This is a genomic window from Rhodoferax sp. MLSD5-FHT05B10 (genome assembly GCF_058793415.1).
Map to the genome: position 1 here is coordinate 43,865 of NZ_JBXAFT010000001.1, position 21,268 is coordinate 65,132.

Consider the following 21,268-nt stretch of genomic DNA (forward strand, 5'->3'; position numbering starts at 1 on the left):
GTAGATAGCGTTGCCTCATCGACGGGTTTGGCATTTACGCTTTTTTTACACCCTCCCGCCCAATCTGAATCCCGTTTTTACAGCACTTTGCACACACTTCTCTCATCGAATCTGGAGGAAGAAGTCGATGGAAACAGTCAACACATTGCATGTGGTCTATGGGGCTGGTGCTACCTGCGCCGCCCTGTTGTTTGCGTACCTGGTCTATGCGCTGGTGCGCGCGGAGGAATTCTGATGAGCAGTTCTGCATGGGGGCTGCTGGCTCTCTTCTTGGGCACCTTGCTGGTCCTGGCCTGGCCGCTGGGCATCTGGATCCATCGCATCAGTACCGGGCGTTTCCCAAGCTGGATGCAAGGCGCGGAATCTCCGCTGTACCGCTTGATGGGTACGTCGCCGGACCAGGCCATGGGCTGGAAGCAATACGCCGTGGCCTTGCTGGCATTCAACGCCCTGGGGGCAGTGGTGGTATTCCTGCTGCAACGCTGGCAGGCCGTGCTGCCGCTCAATCCCGCGGGCATGGCCGCTGTCTCGGTGGACTCGGCCTTCAACACCGCGGTGAGCTTTGTCACCAACACCAACTGGCAGGGCTACTCGGGCGAATCCACCATGGGCTACCTAGTACAGATGCTGGGTTTGGCGGTTCAGAATTTTCTGTCGGCCGCCACCGGTATAGCCGTGGTGTTTGCCCTGTTCCGCGGCTTTGCTGCGCGCTCCAGCGCCGTCATTGGCAACTTCTGGGTCGACATGACGCGCATCACGGCCTGGCTGCTGGTGCCGCTGTCGCTGGTGATTGCAGTGTTCTTTGTCAGCCAGGGCGTGATCCAAAACTTTGACGCCTACAAGGACGTCACTACCCTGGAGACCACGCAGTACCAGCAACCCAAGCTGGGGGCTGATGGGCAAGCTGTTTTGGACGACAAGGGTGCACCCGTATTGGAAGACGCCAGCACTACCACACAGACCTTGCCCATGGGGCCGGTGGCGTCGCAGGAAGCCATCAAGATGCTGGGCACCAATGGCGGCGGCTTCTTCAACGCCAACTCGGCCCACCCCTATGAGAACCCGACCGCGCTGAGCAATTTGGTGCAGATGCTGGCCATCTTCCTCATCCCGGCGGCCTTGTGCTTTGCCTTCGGACGTGAAGTCGGTGACCTGCGCCAGGGCTGGGCCGTGCTGGCCGCCATGACCGTCATGTTTGTGTTGGCGGTAGTGGTTATCACCTCGGCCGAACAGTTGGGCAATCCGCAGATTGCCGCCCTGGGCGTGGATCAGGCCGCAAGCAACCTACAGGCGGGCGGCAACATGGAAGGTAAGGAAAGCCGATTTGGCATCAACGCCAGCAGCCTGTTTGCTGTCATCACCACGGCCGCATCCTGCGGCGCCATCAACACCATGCACGACTCGCTCACCCCCATCGGTGGCGCCGTGCCCATGGTGATGATGCAGCTCGGTGAAGTGGTGTTTGGTGGTGTGGGCACCGGCCTGTATGGCATGCTGGTCTTCGCCATTCTGGCGGTCTTCATTGCGGGCCTCATGATCGGCCGTACGCCCGAATACCTGGGCAAGAAGATTGAGTCGCACGAAATGAAGCTCACTTCGATTGCGATTCTGGTGACACCCATTTTGGTGCTGGCCGGCACCGCCATCGCCGTACTGGCCACAGCGGGCAAGGCTGGCATTGCCAATCCGGGCGCCCATGGCTTCTCGGAAATCCTGTACGCCCTGACATCGGCCGCCAACAACAACGGCAGCGCCTTCGCGGGCCTCTCGGTCAATACGCCGTTCTACAACTACCTGCTGGCCATTGCCATGTGGTTGGGCCGCTTCGGCGTGATTGTGCCGGTGCTGGCTATTGCCGGATCGTTGGCCACCAAGAAGCGCCTGCCCGAAACGGCCGGCACCTTCCCCACCCACGGACCGCTGTTTGTGGTGCTGTTGATTGGCACCGTGCTGTTGGTGGGTCTCTTGAACTATGTGCCGGCGCTGGCGCTGGGCCCGGTGGTTGAGCACCTGATGCTCTGGCCCGCGGCCTGATCGCCCACTTGCCAAATTCGCGAGGTATTCCTATGAAAAGCAAAAACTCCCTGACCTTGCTGGACCCGGTGCTGGTCAAGCCCGCCTTGTGGGCGGCGGTCACCAAACTCGATCCACGCATCCAATGGCGCAACCCGGTGATGTTTGTGGTCTACATCGGCAGCATCATCACCACCCTGCTGGGGCTGATGGCACTGCGTGGTGAGGTGGCAGAACCCTATGGATTTGTCCTGCTGGTGGCGGTCTGGCTCTGGTTCACCGTGCTGTTTGCCAACTTTGCCGAAGCCCTGGCCGAAGGCCGCAGCAAGGCCCAGGCGGCTTCGCTGCGCAGTCTGAAAAAGAGCACCTGGGCCAAGAAGCTGCAAACCCCGCAGTATGGAACCACCTGGATTCCCGAGCAGGCTGAAAATTTGCGCAAGGGCGATGTGGTGCAGGTCGATGCCGGGGACATGATTCCCGTGGATGGCGAAGTGATCGAAGGCGTGGCCACCGTGGACGAAAGCGCCATCACCGGGGAATCGGCCCCCGTGGTGCGCGAGTCGGGTGGCGACTTTGCCTCCGTCACCGGTGGCACCCGCGTGCTTTCCGACTGGCTGGTGGTGCGCATCGCTGTCAACCCTGGTGAGTCCTTCCTGGACCGCATGATCGGCATGGTGGAAGGCGCCAAGCGCCAGAAGACCCCCAACGAAGTGGCGCTCACCATTTTGCTGGTGGCCCTGACCATCGTGTTCCTGGTGGTCACCGTTACCTTGCTGCCTTACTCCATCTTCAGCGTCGAAGCCGCAGGCAGCGGCGCGGTGGTCAGCGTCACGGCACTCATCGCCCTGCTGGTGTGCCTTATTCCGACCACCATCGGTGGCCTGCTGTCGGCCGTGGGCGTGGCCGGCATGAGCCGCATGATGCAGGCCAGTGTCATCGCCACCTCGGGCCGCGCGGTCGAAGCTGCGGGCGACGTGGACGTGCTGCTGCTGGACAAGACCGGCACCATCACCCATGGCAATCGCCAGGCGGCCCTGTTCATCACGGCGCCGGGCGTGCGCCAGGAGCAACTGGCACAGGTGGCCGCACAGGCCTCCATGGCCGATGAAACCCCGGAAGGCCGCAGCATCGTGGCGCTGGCCCTGCGCCAGGTGCAGGTACCGCCACTGGTGGGCATCACCCAGGAAGTGACATTTACGGCCCAAACCCGCATGAGCGGTATGGACGTGACGCCCCCCAACGGCAGCACCCGCCACCTGCGCAAGGGTGCCGTCGACGCCGTGCGCAAGTACCTGCAGGCCCAAGGCGTCACCATGCCGTCTGAGGTGTTGCGCGCCGCCGATGAAGTGGCCCGCCGTGGCAGCACGCCACTGGCGGTGGTCGATGGCCATCAGGTGCTGGGCATTGTCGAGTTGAAAGACATCGTCAAGTCCGGCATCAAGGAACGCTTCGGTGAACTGCGCCGCATGGGCATCAAGACCGTGATGATCACCGGCGACAACAAGCTCACGGCCGCGGCCATCGCGGCCGAAGCCGGCGTCGACGACTTCCTGGCCGAAGCCACCCCGGAAGACAAGCTCACGCTGATCCGCAGCTACCAGGCCGAAGGCCGCCTGGTGGCCATGACCGGTGACGGCACCAACGACGCCCCGGCGCTGGCCCAGGCCGATGTGGCCGTGGCCATGAACAGTGGCACCCAGGCCGCCAAGGAAGCCGGCAACATGGTCGACCTGGACTCCAACCCCACCAAGTTGCTGGAGGTGGTGGAAACCGGCAAGGCCTTGCTGATGACGCGGGGTTCACTGACCACTTTCTCCATCGCCAACGACGTGGCGAAATACTTCGCCATCATCCCGGCCATCTTTGTGAGCACCTACCCGCAACTGGCGGCGCTCAATGTCATGCGCCTGGGCAGTCCGAGCTCGGCCATCCTCTCGGCCGTGATCTTCAATGCCTTGATCATCGTGGCGCTGATTCCGCTGGCGCTCAAGGGCGTTAAATACCGCCCCGTCGGTGCCGCCGCCTTGCTGCGCCGCAATCTCACCATCTACGGTCTGGGCGGTCTGCTGGTGCCGTTTGTGGGCATCAAGGCCATCGATATTTTGCTCGTGGCTCTCCACCTGGCTTAAGGATTCACCATGAACAAACTGATTCGTCCCCTGCTGGTTTCTTTTGCGGTCCTGACGGCGTTGACCGGCGTGGCCTACCCTGTCATCGTCACCGGAATCGGCCAGTCCGTGTTCCTGCACCAAGCCAGCGGCAGCCTGATCCTGCGCGATGGCAAACCGGTGGGCTCGGCGCTGATCGGACAAAACTTCAGCGACCCCGGCCACTTCTGGGGCCGCCCCTCGGCCACCGGGCCCATGGGCAACAACGCGGTGGCTTCCAGTGGCTCCAACCTGGGCCCACTCAACCCCGCGCTGGTTGATGCTGCCAAGTCCCGCAAGGAGGCTCTGCTTGCAGCCGACCCCGGCAACCCGCTTCCGGTGCCCGTGGAGCTGGTCAGCGCCTCGGCTAGTGGCCTGGACCCCCACATCAGCCCAGCCGCCGCCCAGTACCAGGTGCAGCGCGTCGCCCGTGCTCGCAAGCTCAACCCGGAGATGGTGCAGACCTTGGTTGCAAACAACACCCAGCGTCCGATGCTGGGCCTTCTGGGAGAACCTGTGGTCAATGTGTTGCAGCTCAATCTGGCGCTGGACGCTCTGCGCTGAGGACTCCGCCATGGATTGGCTGATTGCAACGCTGGTGTTGGCCGTTCTGGTGCTGCCACTGGCGCTTGCGTGGGTGATTCTCAGTTGGAAAGAATGGCGCAAACACAAGGAGAATGGCGGCAACACCCCCGCTTACACAAAGCATGGCAAGTTATCCTGACACCCGCCCCGATCCCGACGCGCTGCTGGCCCAGATTAAGGAAGACGATCTGGAGCGGGTGCGCGGCAAGTTGCGCATCTACTTTGGTGCCAATGCGGGGGTGGGCAAGACCTTCGCCATGCTCAGTGCCGCCCAGAGGGCGCAGCGTGCCGGACAGGACGTCCTGGTTGGCGTGATCGAAACCCATGGCCGCAAGGAAACCATGGAGCTGCAAGCCGGCCTGAAGCTGTTGCCCCTGCGCAAAGTTCCTTACCGGGGTCAGGTGCTGCTGGAGCTGGACCTGGACGCTGCGCTGGAAAAGGCGCCCGAAATCCTGCTGGTCGACGAACTGGCCCACAGCAATGCCCCTGGCTCGCGCCACCCCAAACGCTGGCAGGATGTGCAGGAACTGCTGGACGCCGGCATCGATGTCTGGACCGCGCTCAATGTCCAGCACCTGGAAAGCCTCAATGGCACGGTGGGGGCCATTACCGGCGTGCGCGTGAATGAAACCGTGCCCGATACGGTATTGGACGGCGCCGACGAAATCGTGCTGGTTGATGTGACTGCCGATGAACTGCTGGCACGCTTGAAAGCAGGCAAGGTCTACATCCCGCAGCAGGCCGAGCGGGCCAGCCAGAACTTCTTTCGCAAAGGTAATCTCATTGCCCTGCGCGAGATTGCCCTGCGCCGCACCGCTGAGCATGTGGGCGACGACGTGCGCAGCTACCGCCAGAACCTGTTGCACAAGGCACACCAGGACACGGGTGCCTCCAGTGCGGCCTGGAACACATCGGGCGCCTTGCTGGTCTGTGTAGGGCCCGATGCAGGTGCTGAGCACGCGGTGCGTACGGCCGCCCGTTTGGCCGGGCAGCTCAATGTGCGTTGGCATGCGGCCTATGTCGAAACGCCAGCCTTACAAAGACGCAATGCCCAAGACCGCGACCACACACTGGCCGTACTCAAGCTGGCCGAAGAACTGGGTGGGGACACCGCCGTACTGGCTGGCGACGACATCGCTGCCGAGCTGTTGCAGCAGGCCCAGACCCTGAACTGCGCCACCCTGCTGCTGGGGCGCCCAGCCGCCAAGCGTTGGCCTTGGCTGCGGCGGCTATTTCAGTCCACCCTCACGCGCCGACTCGCGACGCTGGCACCCACCGTGGACATCATCGAAGTCGGGTTTACCGAGAGCGTGCGCAAGCTGGGACAGAGCTTGCCTGCGGACAGCGACGAGTCCGGTATGTCCTTAGGGCTGTCGACCCAGGTACAACGCTATGGCGCCGCGGTAGTGGCCTGTCTGGCCACCACGGTGCTGACCCAGCCCATGCGCCATTGGTTTGACTTGGCCAACATCGTCATGCTGTTCTTGCTGTGCGTGGTGTTGGTGGCCATGAAATACGGACGCGGCCCAGCCAGCCTGGCTGCTGTGCTGGCAGTGGCCTCGTTCGACTTTTTCTTTGTTCCACCGCGGCTTTCCTTTGCCGTCAGCGACGTGCAGTACCTGGTGACTTTTGCCGTCATGCTGGTGGTGGGGCTCTTGATTGGCCAGCTGACCGCCAACCTGCGTTTCTCGGCCAAGGTGTCGTCCAGCCGGGAGCGCCGGGCCCAGGCCTTGTTCGAGCTCACCCGCGAACTCTCTGCCGCGTTGCAGACCGACCAGGTGACCGAAATGGGCGAAGCCGCGGTGCAGCGTACCTTTGGCGGCCAGGTCAAGATACTGCTGCCTGACAGTGACGACCGGTTGGTACTCGATGGCTCCTTGCCCGAAGGCATGGACGCCAGTATCGTCGACTGGACATTCCACAATGGGCAGCGTGCTGGCCTGACCACCAGCACCCTGCCTTCCAATCCCTGGCACTATGTTCCCCTGCAGGCCCCCATGCGCACGCGTGGCGTGCTGGCATTGCGCCCGGCCGTGGCGCGCTGGCTGCTGATACCCGAACAGGTGCAGCAGCTGGAAACCCTGGCACGGCAAATTGCCATCGCCCTGGAACGGGTCCACTACGTGGAGGTGGCACAGGGTGCCGTGGTGCAAATGGAGTCGGAGCGCCTGCGCAATACCCTGTTGGCCGCCATGTCGCACGACGTGCGCACGCCGCTTACCGCCTTGGTGGGGCAGGCTGAATCCTTGGCAGCCTCCGCGCCATTGACCGAGGCGCAACGAGTGTCGGCCCAAGCCATCAGCCAGGAAGCACGGGAGCTCAGCACCTTGGTGGGCAACCTGCTGGAGATGGCACGCCTGGAAAGTGGCCAGGTGGAGCTGCACATGGAGTGGCAATCGGTTGAAGAAGTGGTGGGTGGGGCCATCCGGGCTGCCCGCCATGCGCTGGGGCCATTGTCTGTGCACACCGACATTCCCCCTGATTTGCCCCTGGTGGAGTTTGACGCCAGTCTGATGGAGCGTGTGCTGGTGAACTTGTTGGAAAACGCCGCCAAATACGGCGTTTCGCATCCGGCCCAGGTTCCCGCCGTGGAGGTTTCTGCGCTGGTCACGCCCGCCATGCTGGAGCTGCGGGTGCGCGACCATGGTCCGGGTCTGCCTTCGGCCGCCCAAGGCCACAAAGTTGACTTGTTCGAGAAGTTCACCCGGGGTAAGAATGAGTCCGCCACCCGCGGAGTGGGATTGGGACTGGCCATTTGCAAGGCCGTGGTGCAGGCGCACCGCGGCCAGATTGCAGCGGCCGATGCCATCGGTGGTGGTGCAGAATTCACCATCACCATTCCACGTCGGGAGCCGCCACAGGCTCCCAGCGAAACGACCTGAATCCCGTCACGATGTCCACCCCTGCGCCCGTAGCTGTTTTGATCGAGGACGAGCCCCAGATCCGGCGCTTCGTGCGCGCGGCGCTGGAGGCCGAAGGCTGGCAGGTGTTTGAAGCCGAAACCGCCCGCGACGGTGTGCGCGACGCCGCCACGCGCAAGCCAGACTTGCTGGTGCTGGACCTGGGCCTGCCCGATGGTGATGGGCTGGACGTGATCCGTGATGTGCGCAGCTGGTCACCCGTGCCCATCGTAGTGCTGTCGGCCCGCAGTGACGAAGGCGACAAGATTGCGGCCCTGGACGCCGGGGCCGACGACTACCTGACCAAACCCTTCGGGGTTGGCGAATTGCTGGCGCGCGTGCGCGCCAACCTGCGCCGCCCGCGCGCGGCAGGTGCCGATGGCAAAGTGGACGAGGCTTTGTTCAGCTTTGGCGATGTGGAAATTGACCGTGCGTCACGTGTGGTGCGCCGCTGCGGTGAGGAAGTACACCTCACCCCGCTGGAATACCGGCTGCTCTTGGTGCTGGTGGCCAATGTGGGCCGGGTACTGACGCACCGCCAGTTGCTGCGCGAGGTTTGGGGCCCGTCACATTCCGACCAGAGCCACTACCTGCGCATCTACATGGGGCACCTGCGCCAGAAGCTCGAAGCCGACCCCAGTCAGCCCCAGCACCTGCTGACTGAAACCGCAGTTGGCTATCGGTTGGTCGACTGAATGTTTTGATAAGTACCCGTAGTAATTGCATCTCCTATTGCAGTCGTTCATGGATGACTGCTTGTGGCCCTGAGCCGTAGCCGCAGTCGACCCAAAGTAAGCATTGGCGTCCTGGGACTCGTGCCCGATTGCAGACATTCCGAATTGGGAACAGAGCGTATACGATCAGCAGCCGAAACGCAGGGGGTAAGTGAAATGCCGAGAGAAAATTTGGCTGACTCAAGTCGAGAAGCTAAAAAAATCTTGCAAGCGGCGATCGATGATGGAACTATCACGACAAAACCCCAGCTACTTGCATGCATTTCAGAGAATGGCTGGCGGATAACTCGTAATGGGCAAAACTATGTAGGCGTTCTGCATCGAGATGGGACACGCTTCCGCCTACGGTTTGAGTTTGGACGGTTGTCTAACGCGCAGTTCTCTCCTGCGGTACTAACAGAATTGTCGCAAGCCACAATGCGCTCTGAACTACGACGCAATACGGTGCGTAACTATTGGTTCTATGCACTGCTTGCCCACAGCGAAGACCAACAGCAGAAGGCTTGCTATGTTGGGCAAACGATTAATCTGGCGAGAAGGCTAAAGGAGCATATCAAGGTGCAAGGGCATCTGTTGGGTCGTTCGTCCTCTGGATTGTTTAAGTGGGCCGCGCAAAGAGGTGTCGACGTGCGTTGGGTCGTGCTGAGTCAGGAAAAGACTACGCAAAGAATGGCGCTCCGCTTTGAAGGGCATTGGTTAAAGTTGGCAATCGAGGCGGGATATTGCACCCCGAATGTAGCTAGTTGGGGGAAGTTGCTGCTTGTCAACGGTGAGCGTGACCAGCCGAAAGTCTGGCCTGAACAGGAAGTCATAGCTGGGGCGCCAATTCTCACGGAGGTGAGTGCTGGTACTGATTTGGATTAGTCTTTCTTATCTGTATATATGTGACTCAATGCGGACACTCTTGAATTCGAGCAATGGTCCACTTGGAGTGGATTTTTCTAGCGTTCCATTTGGTAGCGTATTCGCTTGGCGTACCAATTGCACCTCGATGCTAGGTGTTTGGTATTTCCTCTTTTCAGCCTAACCAGTGAGAGACTTGGTAGCGGACGGACGTCGTTGGCTGCTTCTGGCCCAGCTCTGCCAGTCATTGCCAGTAGAACGGTCAACCCTAACCGGCACGGGTGGTCTATTTAGTCGGAATACGCACTTGGTGGATTAAATGCGAATACTTAGGGAGAGGCTGGAATGTCCAAGATCAGCATCGAGCGCATGACAAAAATCGTGCGTCTCATTCGTAAGAAGAACTCCGTTTCGATGGCTTTTCTGAAAGAAGAGCTTGAAGTATCGGAGGCATCCATTAAGAGAGACCTCGAATTCCTTCGCGATCGACTTGGATGCCCTATGGAGTGGGATCGAAGCTTGCGTGGATATGTCATCCGGGATGATTTGGCCCAGGGAGGGCGCTTTGAGTTGCCTGGTATTTGGTTCGATTCCTCTGAAGTCTTCGCCTTATTGACCATGCTGCACCTGGTGGACGGTGTGCAGCCGGGCCTGCTAGAGGAGCATATCGGTCCCCTTAGGGCCCGGTTGCGTGGCATGCTCGCTGAGGGCGCTAAGTCTGCCAAGTCAATCGAGTACAAGTTAAAGCTAATTCACTTCGCTCCCCGAAAGGTTGAGCCCAAGCACTTTCAGTTGGTCGCAGGCGCTCTGCTCGAAGGCAAGCGACTGAATCTGCAGTATTGGAATCGCAGTCTGAAAGAGCAAACCAATCGCGTCATCTCACCTCAAAAGCTGGTCCACTATCGTGAAAACTGGGTGCTAGACGCTTGGTGCCATACCCGCAACGCATTGCGCATATTTGCGCTGGACGCTATGGAGAGCGTGCACGTGCTTGATGAAGCTGCTGTCGAAGTAAGTCAAGACGTGATGCAGGAACATTTCCGCAGCGGTTACGGCATCTTTGCAGGACCTGCAAAGCACACCGCACGCTTGAGGTTCACACCCGAGCGAGCGCAGTGGGTGGAAAAGGAGTGCTGGCATCATGAGCAGAAAAGCTATTACCTTGATGATCAGAGTTACGTACTGGAGGTTCCATACGCGAGCGATCAAGAGCTGGTGATGGATTTGTTGAGGCACAGCCCGGAAGTGGAAGTGCTTGAGCCACCGGAGCTGCGCCAAAAGCTTCATGTTGCATTGTGCGCTGCAGCAAAGAAAAATCAACCCGGATCACCTCAGTAGGTCACTATATGAGCGAGTGCTCTCGCAAGAATACTTCCAAAGCTCGGAGTTGGTCTGAGCATGGAGTGACCATGAAAGTAAATCTTGCGCACCTTCGAGAGTCCGCCCGCAGTGGTGGGTGGATCAATTTCGCCGTCTTCGACGCCCGTTCGTCGTCAGGCACAACTGCAGACAACACGCGACTTCTTGCGCAACTGGCCGCAAAGGCGCGTGCAGCCAATCTACGTGTTGACCAAGCGGCGTTGGCTTTCATGTCTGGCGGCAGGGTGCAGTTCTTCGGCAGCCCTCCTTTGGTGGACTATCTGTCCAATCGTGGCGTTCCTGGCTGGACCCACACCATTGACGTCTAAATAGGAAGGAGCTGAATATGGCCAAGAATGCCCCCATTGGTGACAACGCACGCCGTGGCGCAGTTCGCGACCGCTCGCAAGTGTTCAACCCCGGCAATCAAGTTTGGACAAAACGTGACACTGGCAATGGCCAGTTCCTGAACCAAAAAAAGGATGGCGAGCCGTTTAAGGGTGTACGCAAGGAGAGCAAGAAATGAACGGGCCAACGCACAGGTTGGTGGCAGGCGCCGCCGTAGGGATCTATTTGGCCGATCAGGAGGCCAAGGCAGGGCCGCCTACGCTCAAGCCGTTTGCCAGTGGTGTCGCCGCCGCTTTTTTCACAAATTTGCCGGACATTCTGGAGCCAGCGACTTCCCCGAATCACCGAGCGTTCTTTCACAGCGTAGCCTTTGCCGGCTTGCTGGCTACAGGCTTGCATAAGCTGCACCGATGGGAACCGGAGACCGAATCTGACAAGTTATTGAGAGGAGTTGGTCTGCTGGCCGGCTCTGCTTACTTGATTCATTTGGCACTGGATTTCACCACGCGAAAGTCCTTGCCTGTCCTTGGCCGCGTTTGACGGCTGTACGCCATAGAGCCATTGCGTAACCTACATTGAGAAATTTAAATGTTTGAAGAAACGATTCAATTTCTACTGAATCCTCCAACAAGGTTAAAAGCTTTGGGGAAAATTTTAAGTGGAAGTAGTGCGGCGATCATCATCATTGCGCTTTACCTGTGTATGGGTGTGATGGCCATTGGTTTAGTGCAATCTATGGCGAAAGTGAAGGCTCCTGAGGTCACACTTGCATCGCTCTATCCCGGCCTGCCGACCTGGTTCATCCCTGAGTCCCTATTTAGCTTTGCCTTTTGGATGATGGTTTGGGCTATCGGCGTCTATGTCACGTGGTTTTCCAGACGATTCGAAGCCGTGTACGGCTCAACTACGGGCCGAAGTTGGCCGAGAAAATCAAGGTAGAGGGCTCAGTCGCTGTGTCCATTGCCAACCGCTGGGAACTAGGATGGCCGGAGCGAGTCGCAGATCTTCTGCGCGATAAGCAACGATACCTTGCTAACCTGCAGAGTCAGACTGACAGGGAGTTGGATGTCTTGGCGGAGGCTTTGAATCTGGAGCACTTATCGTACAGCGATATCATGCAAGATGCATTGCGTTACGGAATTTCCGCCGACCGAGAAAGAAGCGATTTATCCATCGCCACACTTTGTAACTTTTGCTGCTCCCCGTACAGCTGAGCAGCAGGCCAGTTGGGCAGCTGCCCTTAAAAGGCAGGAGCTATAAGCCAGGGTCCTCAGAATGCTGGTTTTCCTCGATACCGAATTCACTGACTTCGCGAAACACGGCCTTATCAGCCTTGCCTTGGTGGCAGAAGATGGGCGTGAGTTCTATGCAGAGCGCACAGACTACCGGCGTGAGGACTGCAGCGACTTTGTGCGCCAGGAGGTTTTGCCATTGCTTGGCCGGGTACCCAAAAACCCGCTTTGGTGCTGGGCAAGTATCGCTTGCGGCGAAGCTGGTTGGAGGCCATTGGTACGGGGGGTTTTACGTCTATGCGCCAGAGCATCAAGTAGACGATAAGAACTGCATCCGGTCTTTGAAGGCTTCACTTGCGCGGGCAATTCTTCCCCGGTTGCCAACACGATTGCGTTGCACCGTTTTCAGGCCCGATAACTACGACGTGGGTGCATGGCGTGTGGAGATGCACCTGCCGCCCGAGATCCAACGCTTCTGGAATGGTGCAACTTTTCAGTTTGATCTGCCGCAACTACCTTACCGCCTCTTCTATGCTGGCAATGAGTTTGGCTTTGGTCCTGACAAGGGACGTTTTGTAGGTGGCGTGTGGAAAGCTGATCTTTATTCCAATGGAATTCCTGAAGCTGAGAATCCAACAAGCCTGGCCCTCACCAAACGCGAGCTCATCCACTCTGTAGGCCAGCGAATCCTGGATGCGGGGTATGTTCTGGGCGGCTAGTTGAGCGTTCTAAGGGGATTCATCAATCTGAGGATCACCTGCGGCACAGATATGCTTCCTATCGCGGCACGGTTATGCTTCCAGCGACACGGTTACTCAATTTCCAGCGTGTCCGCCTCGACCGCCATGTGCAGCCACCGCTGTACCGCCGAGACCAGCTCATCGCGCTGGCCGGTGGTGCCGAAGGTCAGTGCGGCAGCCGCAGGACGCTGGGCAGCGTCGGAGGTGGCCAGCCAGCCGCGCTCGGCCAGCCGGCGCCGGGTTTGCCGAGCCACCGGAGCGCCGCCTTCCAGAAACGCCACCTGGTCGCCGACCAAGGGGCGCAATACATCCGCCACAAACGGGTAGTGGGTGCAGCCCAGCACCAGTGTGTCCATGGCGTTGTTTTCAGTGCCAAATGGGCCCATGGCGCCCGTGTATTTTGCGCACGCAGCTATTATTTTTGTAGCATCTGCGTGTTCGATGGCATCGGCCAGGCCGTCGCAGGGTTGCAGCACGAAGGTGGCCTGCCCGTGCAGCGACTCCAGCAGGGTGCGAAATTTCTCGCTGTTGAGCGTGCCCCGGGTAGCCATGACGCCAACGTGCTTGGTCTGGCTCTGGGCTGCTGCGGGTTTCAGGGCGGGTTCGATGCCCACGATGGGCAGGTCGGGGTAGTCCTGGCGCAGCAGTTTGATGGCCGCTGCCGTGGCCGTGTTGCAGGCCACCACCAGTGCCTTGATATGGTGGCGCTCCAGCAGGTACCGGGTGATGGCATGGGAGCGGGCGATGACGTGTGCGTCATCCCGCTCTCCGTAGGGTGCATGGCCGCTGTCGGCCACATAGACAAAGCGCTCCGCCGGCAACTCCTCGCGCAGCGCCCGCAGCACGCTCAGCCCTCCCACGCCGCTGTCAAAAACCCCGATGGAGTCGTGTGCGCGGCTGGCGGGCAGTGCGTCGGCGGGCGTCATGCCGGGGTGTTTACCGGGAAGTCACCGCGATGTTCTTGAACTCGCCCGTGGCAATTTTCTTCTGCCACTCGGCCGGGCCGGTAATGTGGGCGCTGGTACCGCCCGAATCCACGGCCACGGTGACGGGCATGTCGACCACGTCAAATTCGTAGATCGCTTCCATGCCCAGGTCGGCAAAACCGACGACCTTGGCGGCCTTGATGGCCTTGGACACCAGGTAGGCGGCGCCGCCCACGGCCATCAGATAGGCCGACTTGTGCTTCTTGATCGCCTCAATGGCGACCGGGCCACGCTCGGCCTTGCCCACCATGGAGATCAGGCCGGTTTGCGCCAGCATCATTTCGGTAAAGCCGTCCATGCGGGTGGCGGTGGTGGGGCCGGCGGGGCCCACGGCCTCGCCCTTGACCGGATCGACCGGACCCACGTAGTAGATGACGCGGTTGGTGAAGTCCACGGGCAGCTTCTCGCCCTTGGCCAGCATGCCCTGGATGCGCTTGTGCGCGGCGTCGCGGCCGGTGAGCATCTTGCCGTTGAGCAGCAGGGTCTGGCCGGGCTTCCAGCTGGCCACTTCGGCGGGAGTTAGGGTATTCAGATCCACGCGCTTGCTGGTTTCGGTGTTGGGGGTCCAGTCCACCTTGGGCCAGGTGTCCAGCGACGGCGGTGTGAGGTAGACCGGGCCGCTGCCGTCCATCACAAAGTGGGCGTGGCGGGTGGCCGCGCAGTTGGGGATCATGGCAATGGGCTTGCTGGCGGCGTGGGTCGGGTACATCTTGATCTTGACGTCCAGCACGGTGGTCAGGCCACCCAGGCCCTGCGCGCCAATGCCCAGGGCGTTGACCTTCTCGAACAGCTCCAGGCGCAGTTTCTCGACGTTATCGAGTTCGGCGCCGCTGGCGGCCTTGGCCTGCAGTTCGTACATGTCCAGGTCGTCCATCAGGCTTTCCTTGGCCATCAGGACGGCCTTCTCGGCTGTGCCACCGATGCCGATGCCCAGCATGCCGGGCGGGCACCAGCCGGCGCCCATGGTGGGCACGGTCTTCAGGACCCAGTCCACTACCGAGTCACCGGGGTTGAGCATGTACATCTTGCTCTTGTTCTCGCTACCGCCACCCTTGGCGGCTACGGTCACCTCCACGGTGTTGCCGGGGACGATCTCACTGAAGATCACGGCCGGGGTGTTGTCCTTGGTGTTCTTGCGCAGGAACTCGGGGTCGGCCACCACGCTGGCGCGCAGCGTGTTGTCGGGGTGGTTGTAGCCCTGGCGCACGCCTTCGTTGATGGCGTCGTCCAGGCTGCCGGTGAAGCCTTCCCAGCGCACGTCCATGCCGACCTTGAGGAACACGTTGACGATGCCGGTGTCCTGGCAGATGGGCCGGTGGCCGGTGGCGCTCATCTTGCTGTTGGTCAGGATCTGCGCGATGGCATCCTTGGCGGCAGGGCTTTGCTCGCGCTCGTAGGCGCGCGCCAGGTGGGCAATGTAGTCTGCGGGATGGAAGTAGCTGATGTACTGCAGTGCAGCAGCGACGGACTCAATCAGGTCGGCTTGGCGGATGGTCGTGGTCATGGGAAGTATTTCAAGAACAGGGGGGTGGGGCGAGTTTACCCAAACCAGCCTTCGGGTCGCTGACGGCTGGCCAGCCGGCCGCAACCGCTGGCACCCTCAGTCAGTGATGCGTAAGTGCAGTCCATAACCATACGCGCCAATTCCAATTCATACGTAGGAGACCCCCCCATGAGCACACCATCGTCCGCAATTGAATCCGTTTTGGTGGAAAACCGGGTTTTCCCACCGAGCGAGGCCATGGTCAAGTCGGCCCGCATTTCGGGCATGGACGGCTACAACGCCCTGTGCGCGCAGGCCGACAGCGATTTCGAAGGTTTCTGGGCCAAGCTGGCGCGCGAGAACCTGGTGTGGAGCAAGCCCTTCACCCGCACGCTGGACGAGTCCGAGGCCCCGTTCTACAAGTGGTTCGACGATGGCGAACTCAACGCCTCGGCCAACTGCCTGGACAAGTGGGTGGGCACCCCGACCGAAAACAAGACCGCCGTCATCTTTGAAGCCGACGACGGAACGGTCACCAAGACCACGTACAAGGAGCTGCTGGCCCGCGTGAGCCAGTTCGCCAACGCGCTCAAGGCTGACGGCATCAAGAAGGGCGACCGCGTGCTGGTCTACATGCCCATGACGCTCGAAGGCGTGATTGCCATGCAGGCCTGCGCCCGCATTGGTGCCACCCACAGCGTGGTGTTTGGCGGCTTCTCGGCCAAGGCCTTGCAGGAACGCATCATCGACGCCGGCGCCGTGGCTGTCATCACTGCCAACTACCAGATGCGCGGTGGCAAGGAGCTGCCGCTCAAGGCCATCGTGGACGAAGGCCTGGCCATGGGCGGCTGCGACACCATCAAGACCGTGTTCGTGTACCAGCGCACGCAGACCGCCTGCGCCATGGTGGCCGGGCGCGACAAGACCTTCACCGAAGCCCTGGCCGGCCAGAGCACCGTGTGCGCCCCGGTGGCCGTGGGCGCCGAGCACCCCCTGTTCATTCTTTACACCTCCGGTTCCACCGGCAAACCCAAGGGTGTGCAGCACTCCACCGGTGGTTACCTGCTGTGGTCCAAGGTCACGATGGACTGGACGTTCGACCTGAAACCTGAAGACGTGTTCTGGTGCACCGCCGACATCGGCTGGATCACCGGCCACACCTACGTGGCCTACGGCCCCCTGGCCGCCGGCGCCACCCAGATCATTTTTGAAGGCGTTCCCACCTTCCCCAATGCCGGCCGCTTCTGGCAGATGATCGAGCGCCACAAGTGCTCCATTTTCTACACCGCGCCCACGGCCATCCGTTCGCTCATCAAGGCTGCCGAAAGCGATGCTTCCGTGCATCCCGACCGCTCCGACCTGAGCAGCCTGCGCATCCTGGGTTCGGTGGGCGAACCCATCAACCCCGAAGCCTGGATGTGGTACTACAAGAACGTCGGCCATGAGAAATGCCCGATCGTCGACACTTTCTGGCAAACCGAAACCGGCGGCCACATGATGACGCCGCTGCCCGGTGCCACGCCCCTGGTGCCCGGTAGCTGCACGCTGCCGCTGCCCGGCATCATGGCCGCCATCGTGGACGAGGTGGGCAACGACATCCCCAACGGCTCCGGCGGCATGCTGGTGGTCAAGCGCCCCTGGCCGTCCATGATCCGCACCATCTGGAACGACCCCGAGCGTTTCAAGAAGAGCTATTTCCCCGAGGAAATGGGCGGCAAGCTGTATCTGGCCGGTGACGGCGCGGTGCGCAGCGCTGACCGGGGCTACTTCCGCATCACCGGACGCATCGATGACGTGCTCAACGTTTCGGGCCACCGCATGGGCACCATGGAAATCGAATCGGCCCTGGTGTCCAAGACCGACCTGGTGGCCGAGGCCGCCGTGGTGGGACGCCCCGACGACCTGACGGGCGAGGCCATCTGCGCCTTCGTGGTGCTCAAGCGCGCACGCCCCACGGGCGACGAGGCCAAGGCCATTGCCAAGGAGCTGCGCGACTGGGTGGCCAAGGAGATTGGCCCCATTGCCAAGCCCAAGGACATCCGCTTTGGCGAGAACCTGCCCAAGACCCGTTCCGGCAAGATCATGCGCCGTCTGCTGCGCTCGCTGGCCAAGGGCGAGTCCATTACCCAGGACACCTCCACACTGGAAAACCCCGCCATCCTGGACCAACTGGGTCAGGCCTACTGAACCCGCGCCACCCGGCGTGATGCAAAGGCCCGCGCAAGCGGGCCTTTGTCATGGGCTTGGGTTACAGTCCTTGCGGGGCGAATGCCGTTTGTACGCAGAACAGGAGACACGCATGTATTTTTTGGGTTTGGGCCTGGTTCTTCTGGCCATGAAATATCTGGAAATAGGTCCCGTTGCCGCCTGGAGCTGGTTGGTGGTGCTGGCGCCCTTCGGCCTGGCCGTGGTCTGGTGGGCCTGGGCCGACGCTTCGGGCTACACCAAGCGCAAGGCCATGGAGCGGGAAGACGCCCGGCGCAAGGACCGCATTGAGCGCAACCGCGAGGCCATGGGCACCCTCAGCAGCAAACGCCGGCGCTGAAGGCATCGGGCCTGCCGTGCCCGGTTCCCGGCGGGAGGCACAATAGCGCCCATGCTGATTCATCCCCAAATCGATCCCATCGCCCTGCAACTCGGCCCCGTCGCCGTGCACTGGTACGGCCTGACCTACCTGGCGGCCTTTGCCCTTTTCATGTTCCTGGGCAGCCGCCGGCTCAGGCACCAACCGTTTTCGACCATCACGGGTGAGGGCAGTTGGGCCTACCGCGACGTGGAGGACATCCTTTTCATGGGCGTGGTGGGGGTCGTGCTGGGCGGGCGCCTGGGCTACTGCCTGTTCTACAAGCCTGCGTATTACCTGACGCACCCGCTGGAGGTGTTTGCCGTGTGGCAGGGGGGCATGAGTTTTCATGGCGGCATGCTGGGTGTGATCGCCGCTATGGTGTGGTTTGCCTGGTCGCGCCGCAAGCCGTTCTGGCAGGTGGCCGATTTTGTGGCGCCCTGCGTGCCGACCGGTCTGGCCGCCGGGCGGGTGGGCAATTTCATCAACGGCGAGTTGTGGGGCCGTCTGGCCGACCCGTCGCTGCCCTGGGGCATGGTGTTTCGCGGGGCCGGGGACTTGCCGCGCCATCCGTCGCAGGTGTACCAGTTCCTGATGGAGGGCTTGCTGCTGTTCGTGCTGCTCTGGTGGTACGCCAGCACCCCGCGCAAGCCCGGGCAGGTGGCCGCGGCGTTCCTGTTCGGCTACGGCGTGTTCCGCTTCATTGCCGAGTTTTTCCGTGAACCCGATGCCTTCCTGGGCCTGTTGTCACTGGGCATGAGCATGGGTCAGTGGCTGTGCGTTCCCATGATTGTGGGGGGCGCCGCCTTGTGGTTGTGGGCCGGAAAGCGGTAGGAAATACAAGGGAAATAAGCCTGCAGGCAGCGTAAAACCTGCGCAGATAGCTATGGAAATGGTAGCAAATATGGATGCGGAAGAACGGCTGCAAGCCGGTCATGTACGGCTGGAGCACGACGGGGCGCTGGCCTACGTCACGCTGAGCCACCCCGGCAAGTTCAATGCCATGTCCCGCAGCATGTGGCAGCAGTTGCGCGCCGTGTTTGAGGGGCTTCAGCACGACTCCCGGGTGCGCTGTGTGATCGTGCGCGGCGAAGGCGGGCATTTCTGCGCCGGAGGCGACATTGCCGAGTACCCGGCCTTTCGTTTCAATGCCCACAGCCTGCGGGCCTTTCACGAGGACGACGTATGGGGCGGTCTGCAGGCCATGCTCGATTGCGATGTTCCCATCGTGGCGCAGATTGAAGGCAATTGCATGGGCGCCGGCGTGGAAATTGCCAGTTGCTGCGACTTGCGCCTGGCCGGTGCCTCGGCCCGTTTTGGCGCTCCCATTGCGCGTCTGGGTTTTCCCATGGCGCCACGTGAGGCGGCGTTGGTCGCGCAGGCCGTGGGCAACACCGTGGCCCGGGCCATGTTGCTGGCGGCCGAGGTGTTTGATGCCCCAGCCCTGCAAGGCAGTGGTTTCCTGACACAGGTGCTGGCGGACGCGCAGGTCGCCGACCACGCGCTGGCCATGGCGCAGCGCATTGCAGCGCTGGCACCCCAGGCGGCGCGCCTGAACAAGCAGACGTTTCGGGCATTGAATAGCCCGAAAGATACCGTGGAATATGCGCAGACAGCTATCAAAACCATAGCAATTGCCGCGTCCGGTGCCGCGGCCGACCCCTATGCCTACGCCGACAGTGCCGAGCACCGCGAGGGCATTGCCGCCTTCCTGGCCAAACGCAAGCCCCAGTTCTGAAATCCTCCTACCCACCATGTCTGCTGCCGCCCCGTCTTCTCTTCCTGCGCCCTCTGTGAGCACCAACCTGTTCAGCGCACTGCGCAGCGCCTTTCCGGCCGACCTGACAGCCTGCGCCATCGAGACCGATACCGGCCTGCAGTACTCCTGGCGCGACCTGGACGAGGCGACCGCCATGGTGGCCAACCTGCTGGAGTCGCTCCAGCTACCCACGGGTGCACGCATTGCCGTGCAGGTGGAAAAGTCGGTGGAGGCGCTGGTGCTGTACCTGGCCACGCTACGCGCCGGTCTGGTGTACCTGCCGCTGAACACGGCCTACCAGAGCGCTGAAATGGCGTATTTCCTGGAAGACGCCCAGCCGGCGGTGCTGGTGTGCAGCACCCGCAGCTTCGGCTGGCTCAGCAAGCTGGCGTTCCTGGCCGGTACGGCCCATGTGTTTACCCTGAACGATGACCGCACCGGCTCCCTGCTGGGGCGGGCGGCGCAGTTTCCCCGCCACCAGCGCGTGGCAGCGGTGCGCTCCGATGACCTGGCGGCCATCATCTACACCAGTGGCACCACCGGGCGCAGCAAGGGAGCCATGCTGTCGCACGGCAACCTGCTGAGCAATGCCCGGGTGCTGCAGGCCTACTGGGGCTGGCGCACACCGGAGCAGGGGGGCGACGTGCTCATCCATGCCCTGCCCATCTTCCACGTGCACGGCCTGTTCGTCGCGATCCACGGCGCGCTGATCAACGGCAGCAAGATGATCTGGCTGGGTAAGTTCGACCCCCGGGTGGTGCTGGAGAAGATGCCGCAGGCCACGGTATTCATGGGCGTGCCCACCCTGTATGTGCGCCTGCTGGCCGAGCCGGGCCTGAACCGGGACGTGGTGCGCAACATGCGCCTGTTCATTTCCGGTTCGGCACCGCTGTTGCTGGATACCTTTGCACAGTGGCAGCAGCGCACCGGCCACACCATCCTGGAGCGCTATGGCATGAGCGAGACGGCCATGCTCACCTCCAACCCCTGCGCGGCGCAGGACGGCGAACGCCGTGGCGGCACCGTGGGCCGGCCGCTGCCCGGGGTGCAGCTGCGCGTGCAGGACGAGTCGGGAGTGAACCTGCCGGCCGGCGACATTGGTGGCATCCAGGTCAAGGGGCCGAATGTGTTCCAGGGCTATTGGCACATGCCGGAGAAAACGGCAGAAGAATTTACCGCCGACGGTTTTTTCAAGACAGGCGATGTTGGCTATGTGGACGCACAGGGTTACGTCACCATCGTAGGGCGCAGCAAGGACCTGATCATCAGCGGCGGCTACAACGTTTACCCGGCCGAGATCGAGGGCTACATCAATGCCCTGCCGGGTGTGGCAGAGAGCGCCGTGGTGGGGGTGCCCGATGCCGACTTTGGCGAGGTGGGGGTGGCTGTGGTGATCGCCCGGCCGGGGATGACGGTGCAGCCAGCGGACATCCTGGCCCGGCTGAAGGCCACGCTGGCCAATTTCAAGATTCCCAAGCGCTGCTATGTGGTGGCCGAACTGCCCCGCAACACCATGGGCAAGGTGCAGAAGAACCTGCTGCGCGCCCAATACCAAGGCTCCTGACGCTGCAGCGCC

Annotated in this window: 21 protein-coding genes; 19 read left to right on the forward strand and 2 right to left on the reverse strand. The window is 61.5% G+C overall.

Annotated features, from left to right (window positions below):
- Positions 1–127 precede the first annotated feature (127 nt).
- The 14 genes from AC1Q5W_RS00215 to AC1Q5W_RS00280 all read left to right on the forward strand — a co-directional run bounded on the left by AC1Q5W_RS00215 (position 128) and on the right by AC1Q5W_RS00280 (position 12,880).
- Positions 128–235, forward strand: coding sequence for a potassium-transporting ATPase subunit F (locus AC1Q5W_RS00215; RefSeq protein ID WP_492645712.1), 108 nt, complete (start codon positions 128–130; stop codon positions 233–235).
- A complete protein-coding gene (kdpA, locus tag AC1Q5W_RS00220; protein WP_492645713.1) occupies positions 235–2,034 on the forward strand; it encodes a potassium-transporting ATPase subunit KdpA in 1,800 nt (599 codons plus the stop codon). Before AC1Q5W_RS00215 ends, kdpA begins: the two co-directional genes overlap by 1 nt.
- Positions 2,035–2,066: 32 nt before the next feature.
- A complete protein-coding gene (gene kdpB, locus AC1Q5W_RS00225; protein ID WP_492645714.1) occupies positions 2,067–4,142 on the forward strand; it encodes a potassium-transporting ATPase subunit KdpB in 2,076 nt (691 codons plus the stop codon).
- 9 nt (positions 4,143–4,151) lie between these two features.
- Positions 4,152–4,724, forward strand: coding sequence for a potassium-transporting ATPase subunit KdpC (kdpC, locus tag AC1Q5W_RS00230; protein ID WP_492645715.1), 573 nt, complete (start codon positions 4,152–4,154; stop codon positions 4,722–4,724).
- A 10-nt stretch (positions 4,725–4,734) separates the two neighbouring features.
- Positions 4,735–4,884, forward strand: coding sequence for a hypothetical protein (locus AC1Q5W_RS00235; RefSeq protein WP_492645716.1), 150 nt, complete (start codon positions 4,735–4,737; stop codon positions 4,882–4,884).
- On the forward strand, positions 4,868–7,627 hold the full coding sequence (locus AC1Q5W_RS00240; protein ID WP_492645717.1) for a DUF4118 domain-containing protein: 2,760 nt from the start codon (positions 4,868–4,870) through the stop codon (positions 7,625–7,627). The genes AC1Q5W_RS00235 and AC1Q5W_RS00240 overlap by 17 nt, the downstream gene beginning before the upstream one ends.
- Positions 7,628–7,638: 11 nt before the next feature.
- Positions 7,639–8,340 carry a two-component system response regulator KdpE gene (kdpE, locus tag AC1Q5W_RS00245; protein WP_492645718.1) on the forward strand — a complete coding sequence of 234 codons (702 nt, stop codon included), beginning with the start codon at positions 7,639–7,641 and terminating at the stop codon, positions 8,338–8,340.
- A gap of 210 nt (positions 8,341–8,550) precedes the next feature.
- The gene (locus AC1Q5W_RS00250; RefSeq protein WP_492703991.1) at positions 8,551–9,243 is read left to right on the forward strand and encodes a GIY-YIG nuclease family protein; all 693 of its coding nucleotides are present in this window, start codon (positions 8,551–8,553) and stop codon (positions 9,241–9,243) included.
- Between the two features lie 324 nt (positions 9,244–9,567).
- Entirely contained in the window at positions 9,568–10,560 is a 993-nt protein-coding gene (locus tag AC1Q5W_RS00255; RefSeq protein WP_492645720.1) for a helix-turn-helix transcriptional regulator, read from the forward strand.
- Positions 10,561–10,631: 71 nt separating this feature from the next.
- Positions 10,632–10,910: a hypothetical protein gene (locus AC1Q5W_RS00260; protein ID WP_492645721.1), complete on the forward strand. Its 279-nt coding sequence runs from the start codon at positions 10,632–10,634 to the stop codon at positions 10,908–10,910.
- A 17-nt stretch (positions 10,911–10,927) separates the two neighbouring features.
- Positions 10,928–11,107 carry a hypothetical protein gene (locus AC1Q5W_RS00265; RefSeq protein ID WP_492645722.1) on the forward strand — a complete coding sequence of 60 codons (180 nt, stop codon included), beginning with the start codon at positions 10,928–10,930 and terminating at the stop codon, positions 11,105–11,107.
- Complete coding sequence (locus tag AC1Q5W_RS00270; protein WP_492645723.1) at positions 11,104–11,469, forward strand: metal-dependent hydrolase; 366 nt, start codon at positions 11,104–11,106, stop codon at positions 11,467–11,469. Before AC1Q5W_RS00265 ends, AC1Q5W_RS00270 begins: the two co-directional genes overlap by 4 nt.
- Positions 11,470–11,517: 48 nt before the next feature.
- Positions 11,518–11,868, forward strand: coding sequence for a hypothetical protein (locus AC1Q5W_RS00275; protein ID WP_492645724.1), 351 nt, complete (start codon positions 11,518–11,520; stop codon positions 11,866–11,868).
- Positions 11,869–12,364: 496 nt separating this feature from the next.
- Positions 12,365–12,880, forward strand: coding sequence for a hypothetical protein (locus AC1Q5W_RS00280; protein ID WP_492645725.1), 516 nt, complete (start codon positions 12,365–12,367; stop codon positions 12,878–12,880).
- A 92-nt stretch (positions 12,881–12,972) separates the two neighbouring features.
- On the opposite strand, the gene murI is transcribed toward AC1Q5W_RS00280, so the two are convergent.
- Both murI and AC1Q5W_RS00290 read right to left on the reverse strand, forming a co-directional pair.
- The gene (gene murI / locus AC1Q5W_RS00285) at positions 12,973–13,827 is read right to left on the reverse strand and encodes a glutamate racemase (protein WP_492645726.1); all 855 of its coding nucleotides are present in this window, start codon (positions 13,825–13,827) and stop codon (positions 12,973–12,975) included.
- 10 nt (positions 13,828–13,837) lie between these two features.
- Positions 13,838–15,391 carry a fumarate hydratase gene (locus AC1Q5W_RS00290; protein WP_492645727.1) on the reverse strand — a complete coding sequence of 518 codons (1,554 nt, stop codon included), beginning with the start codon at positions 15,389–15,391 and terminating at the stop codon, positions 13,838–13,840.
- A 168-nt stretch (positions 15,392–15,559) separates the two neighbouring features.
- Here AC1Q5W_RS00290 and acs point away from each other — a divergent pair, with 168 nt between their 5' ends.
- From acs to AC1Q5W_RS00315, 5 genes are all read left to right on the forward strand, one after another.
- The gene (gene acs / locus AC1Q5W_RS00295; RefSeq protein ID WP_492645728.1) at positions 15,560–17,557 is read left to right on the forward strand and encodes an acetate--CoA ligase; all 1,998 of its coding nucleotides are present in this window, start codon (positions 15,560–15,562) and stop codon (positions 17,555–17,557) included.
- A gap of 112 nt (positions 17,558–17,669) precedes the next feature.
- Positions 17,670–17,915, forward strand: coding sequence for a TIGR04438 family Trp-rich protein (locus AC1Q5W_RS00300; RefSeq protein ID WP_492645729.1), 246 nt, complete (start codon positions 17,670–17,672; stop codon positions 17,913–17,915).
- 51 nt (positions 17,916–17,966) lie between these two features.
- Positions 17,967–18,767, forward strand: coding sequence for a prolipoprotein diacylglyceryl transferase (lgt, locus tag AC1Q5W_RS00305; RefSeq protein WP_492645730.1), 801 nt, complete (start codon positions 17,967–17,969; stop codon positions 18,765–18,767).
- Between the two features lie 58 nt (positions 18,768–18,825).
- On the forward strand, positions 18,826–19,671 hold the full coding sequence (locus tag AC1Q5W_RS00310) for an enoyl-CoA hydratase/isomerase family protein (RefSeq protein ID WP_492646181.1): 846 nt from the start codon (positions 18,826–18,828) through the stop codon (positions 19,669–19,671).
- 16 nt (positions 19,672–19,687) lie between these two features.
- Positions 19,688–21,256 carry a malonate--CoA ligase gene (locus AC1Q5W_RS00315; RefSeq protein WP_492645731.1) on the forward strand — a complete coding sequence of 523 codons (1,569 nt, stop codon included), beginning with the start codon at positions 19,688–19,690 and terminating at the stop codon, positions 21,254–21,256.
- The last annotated feature ends 12 nt before the right edge of the window (positions 21,257–21,268 follow it).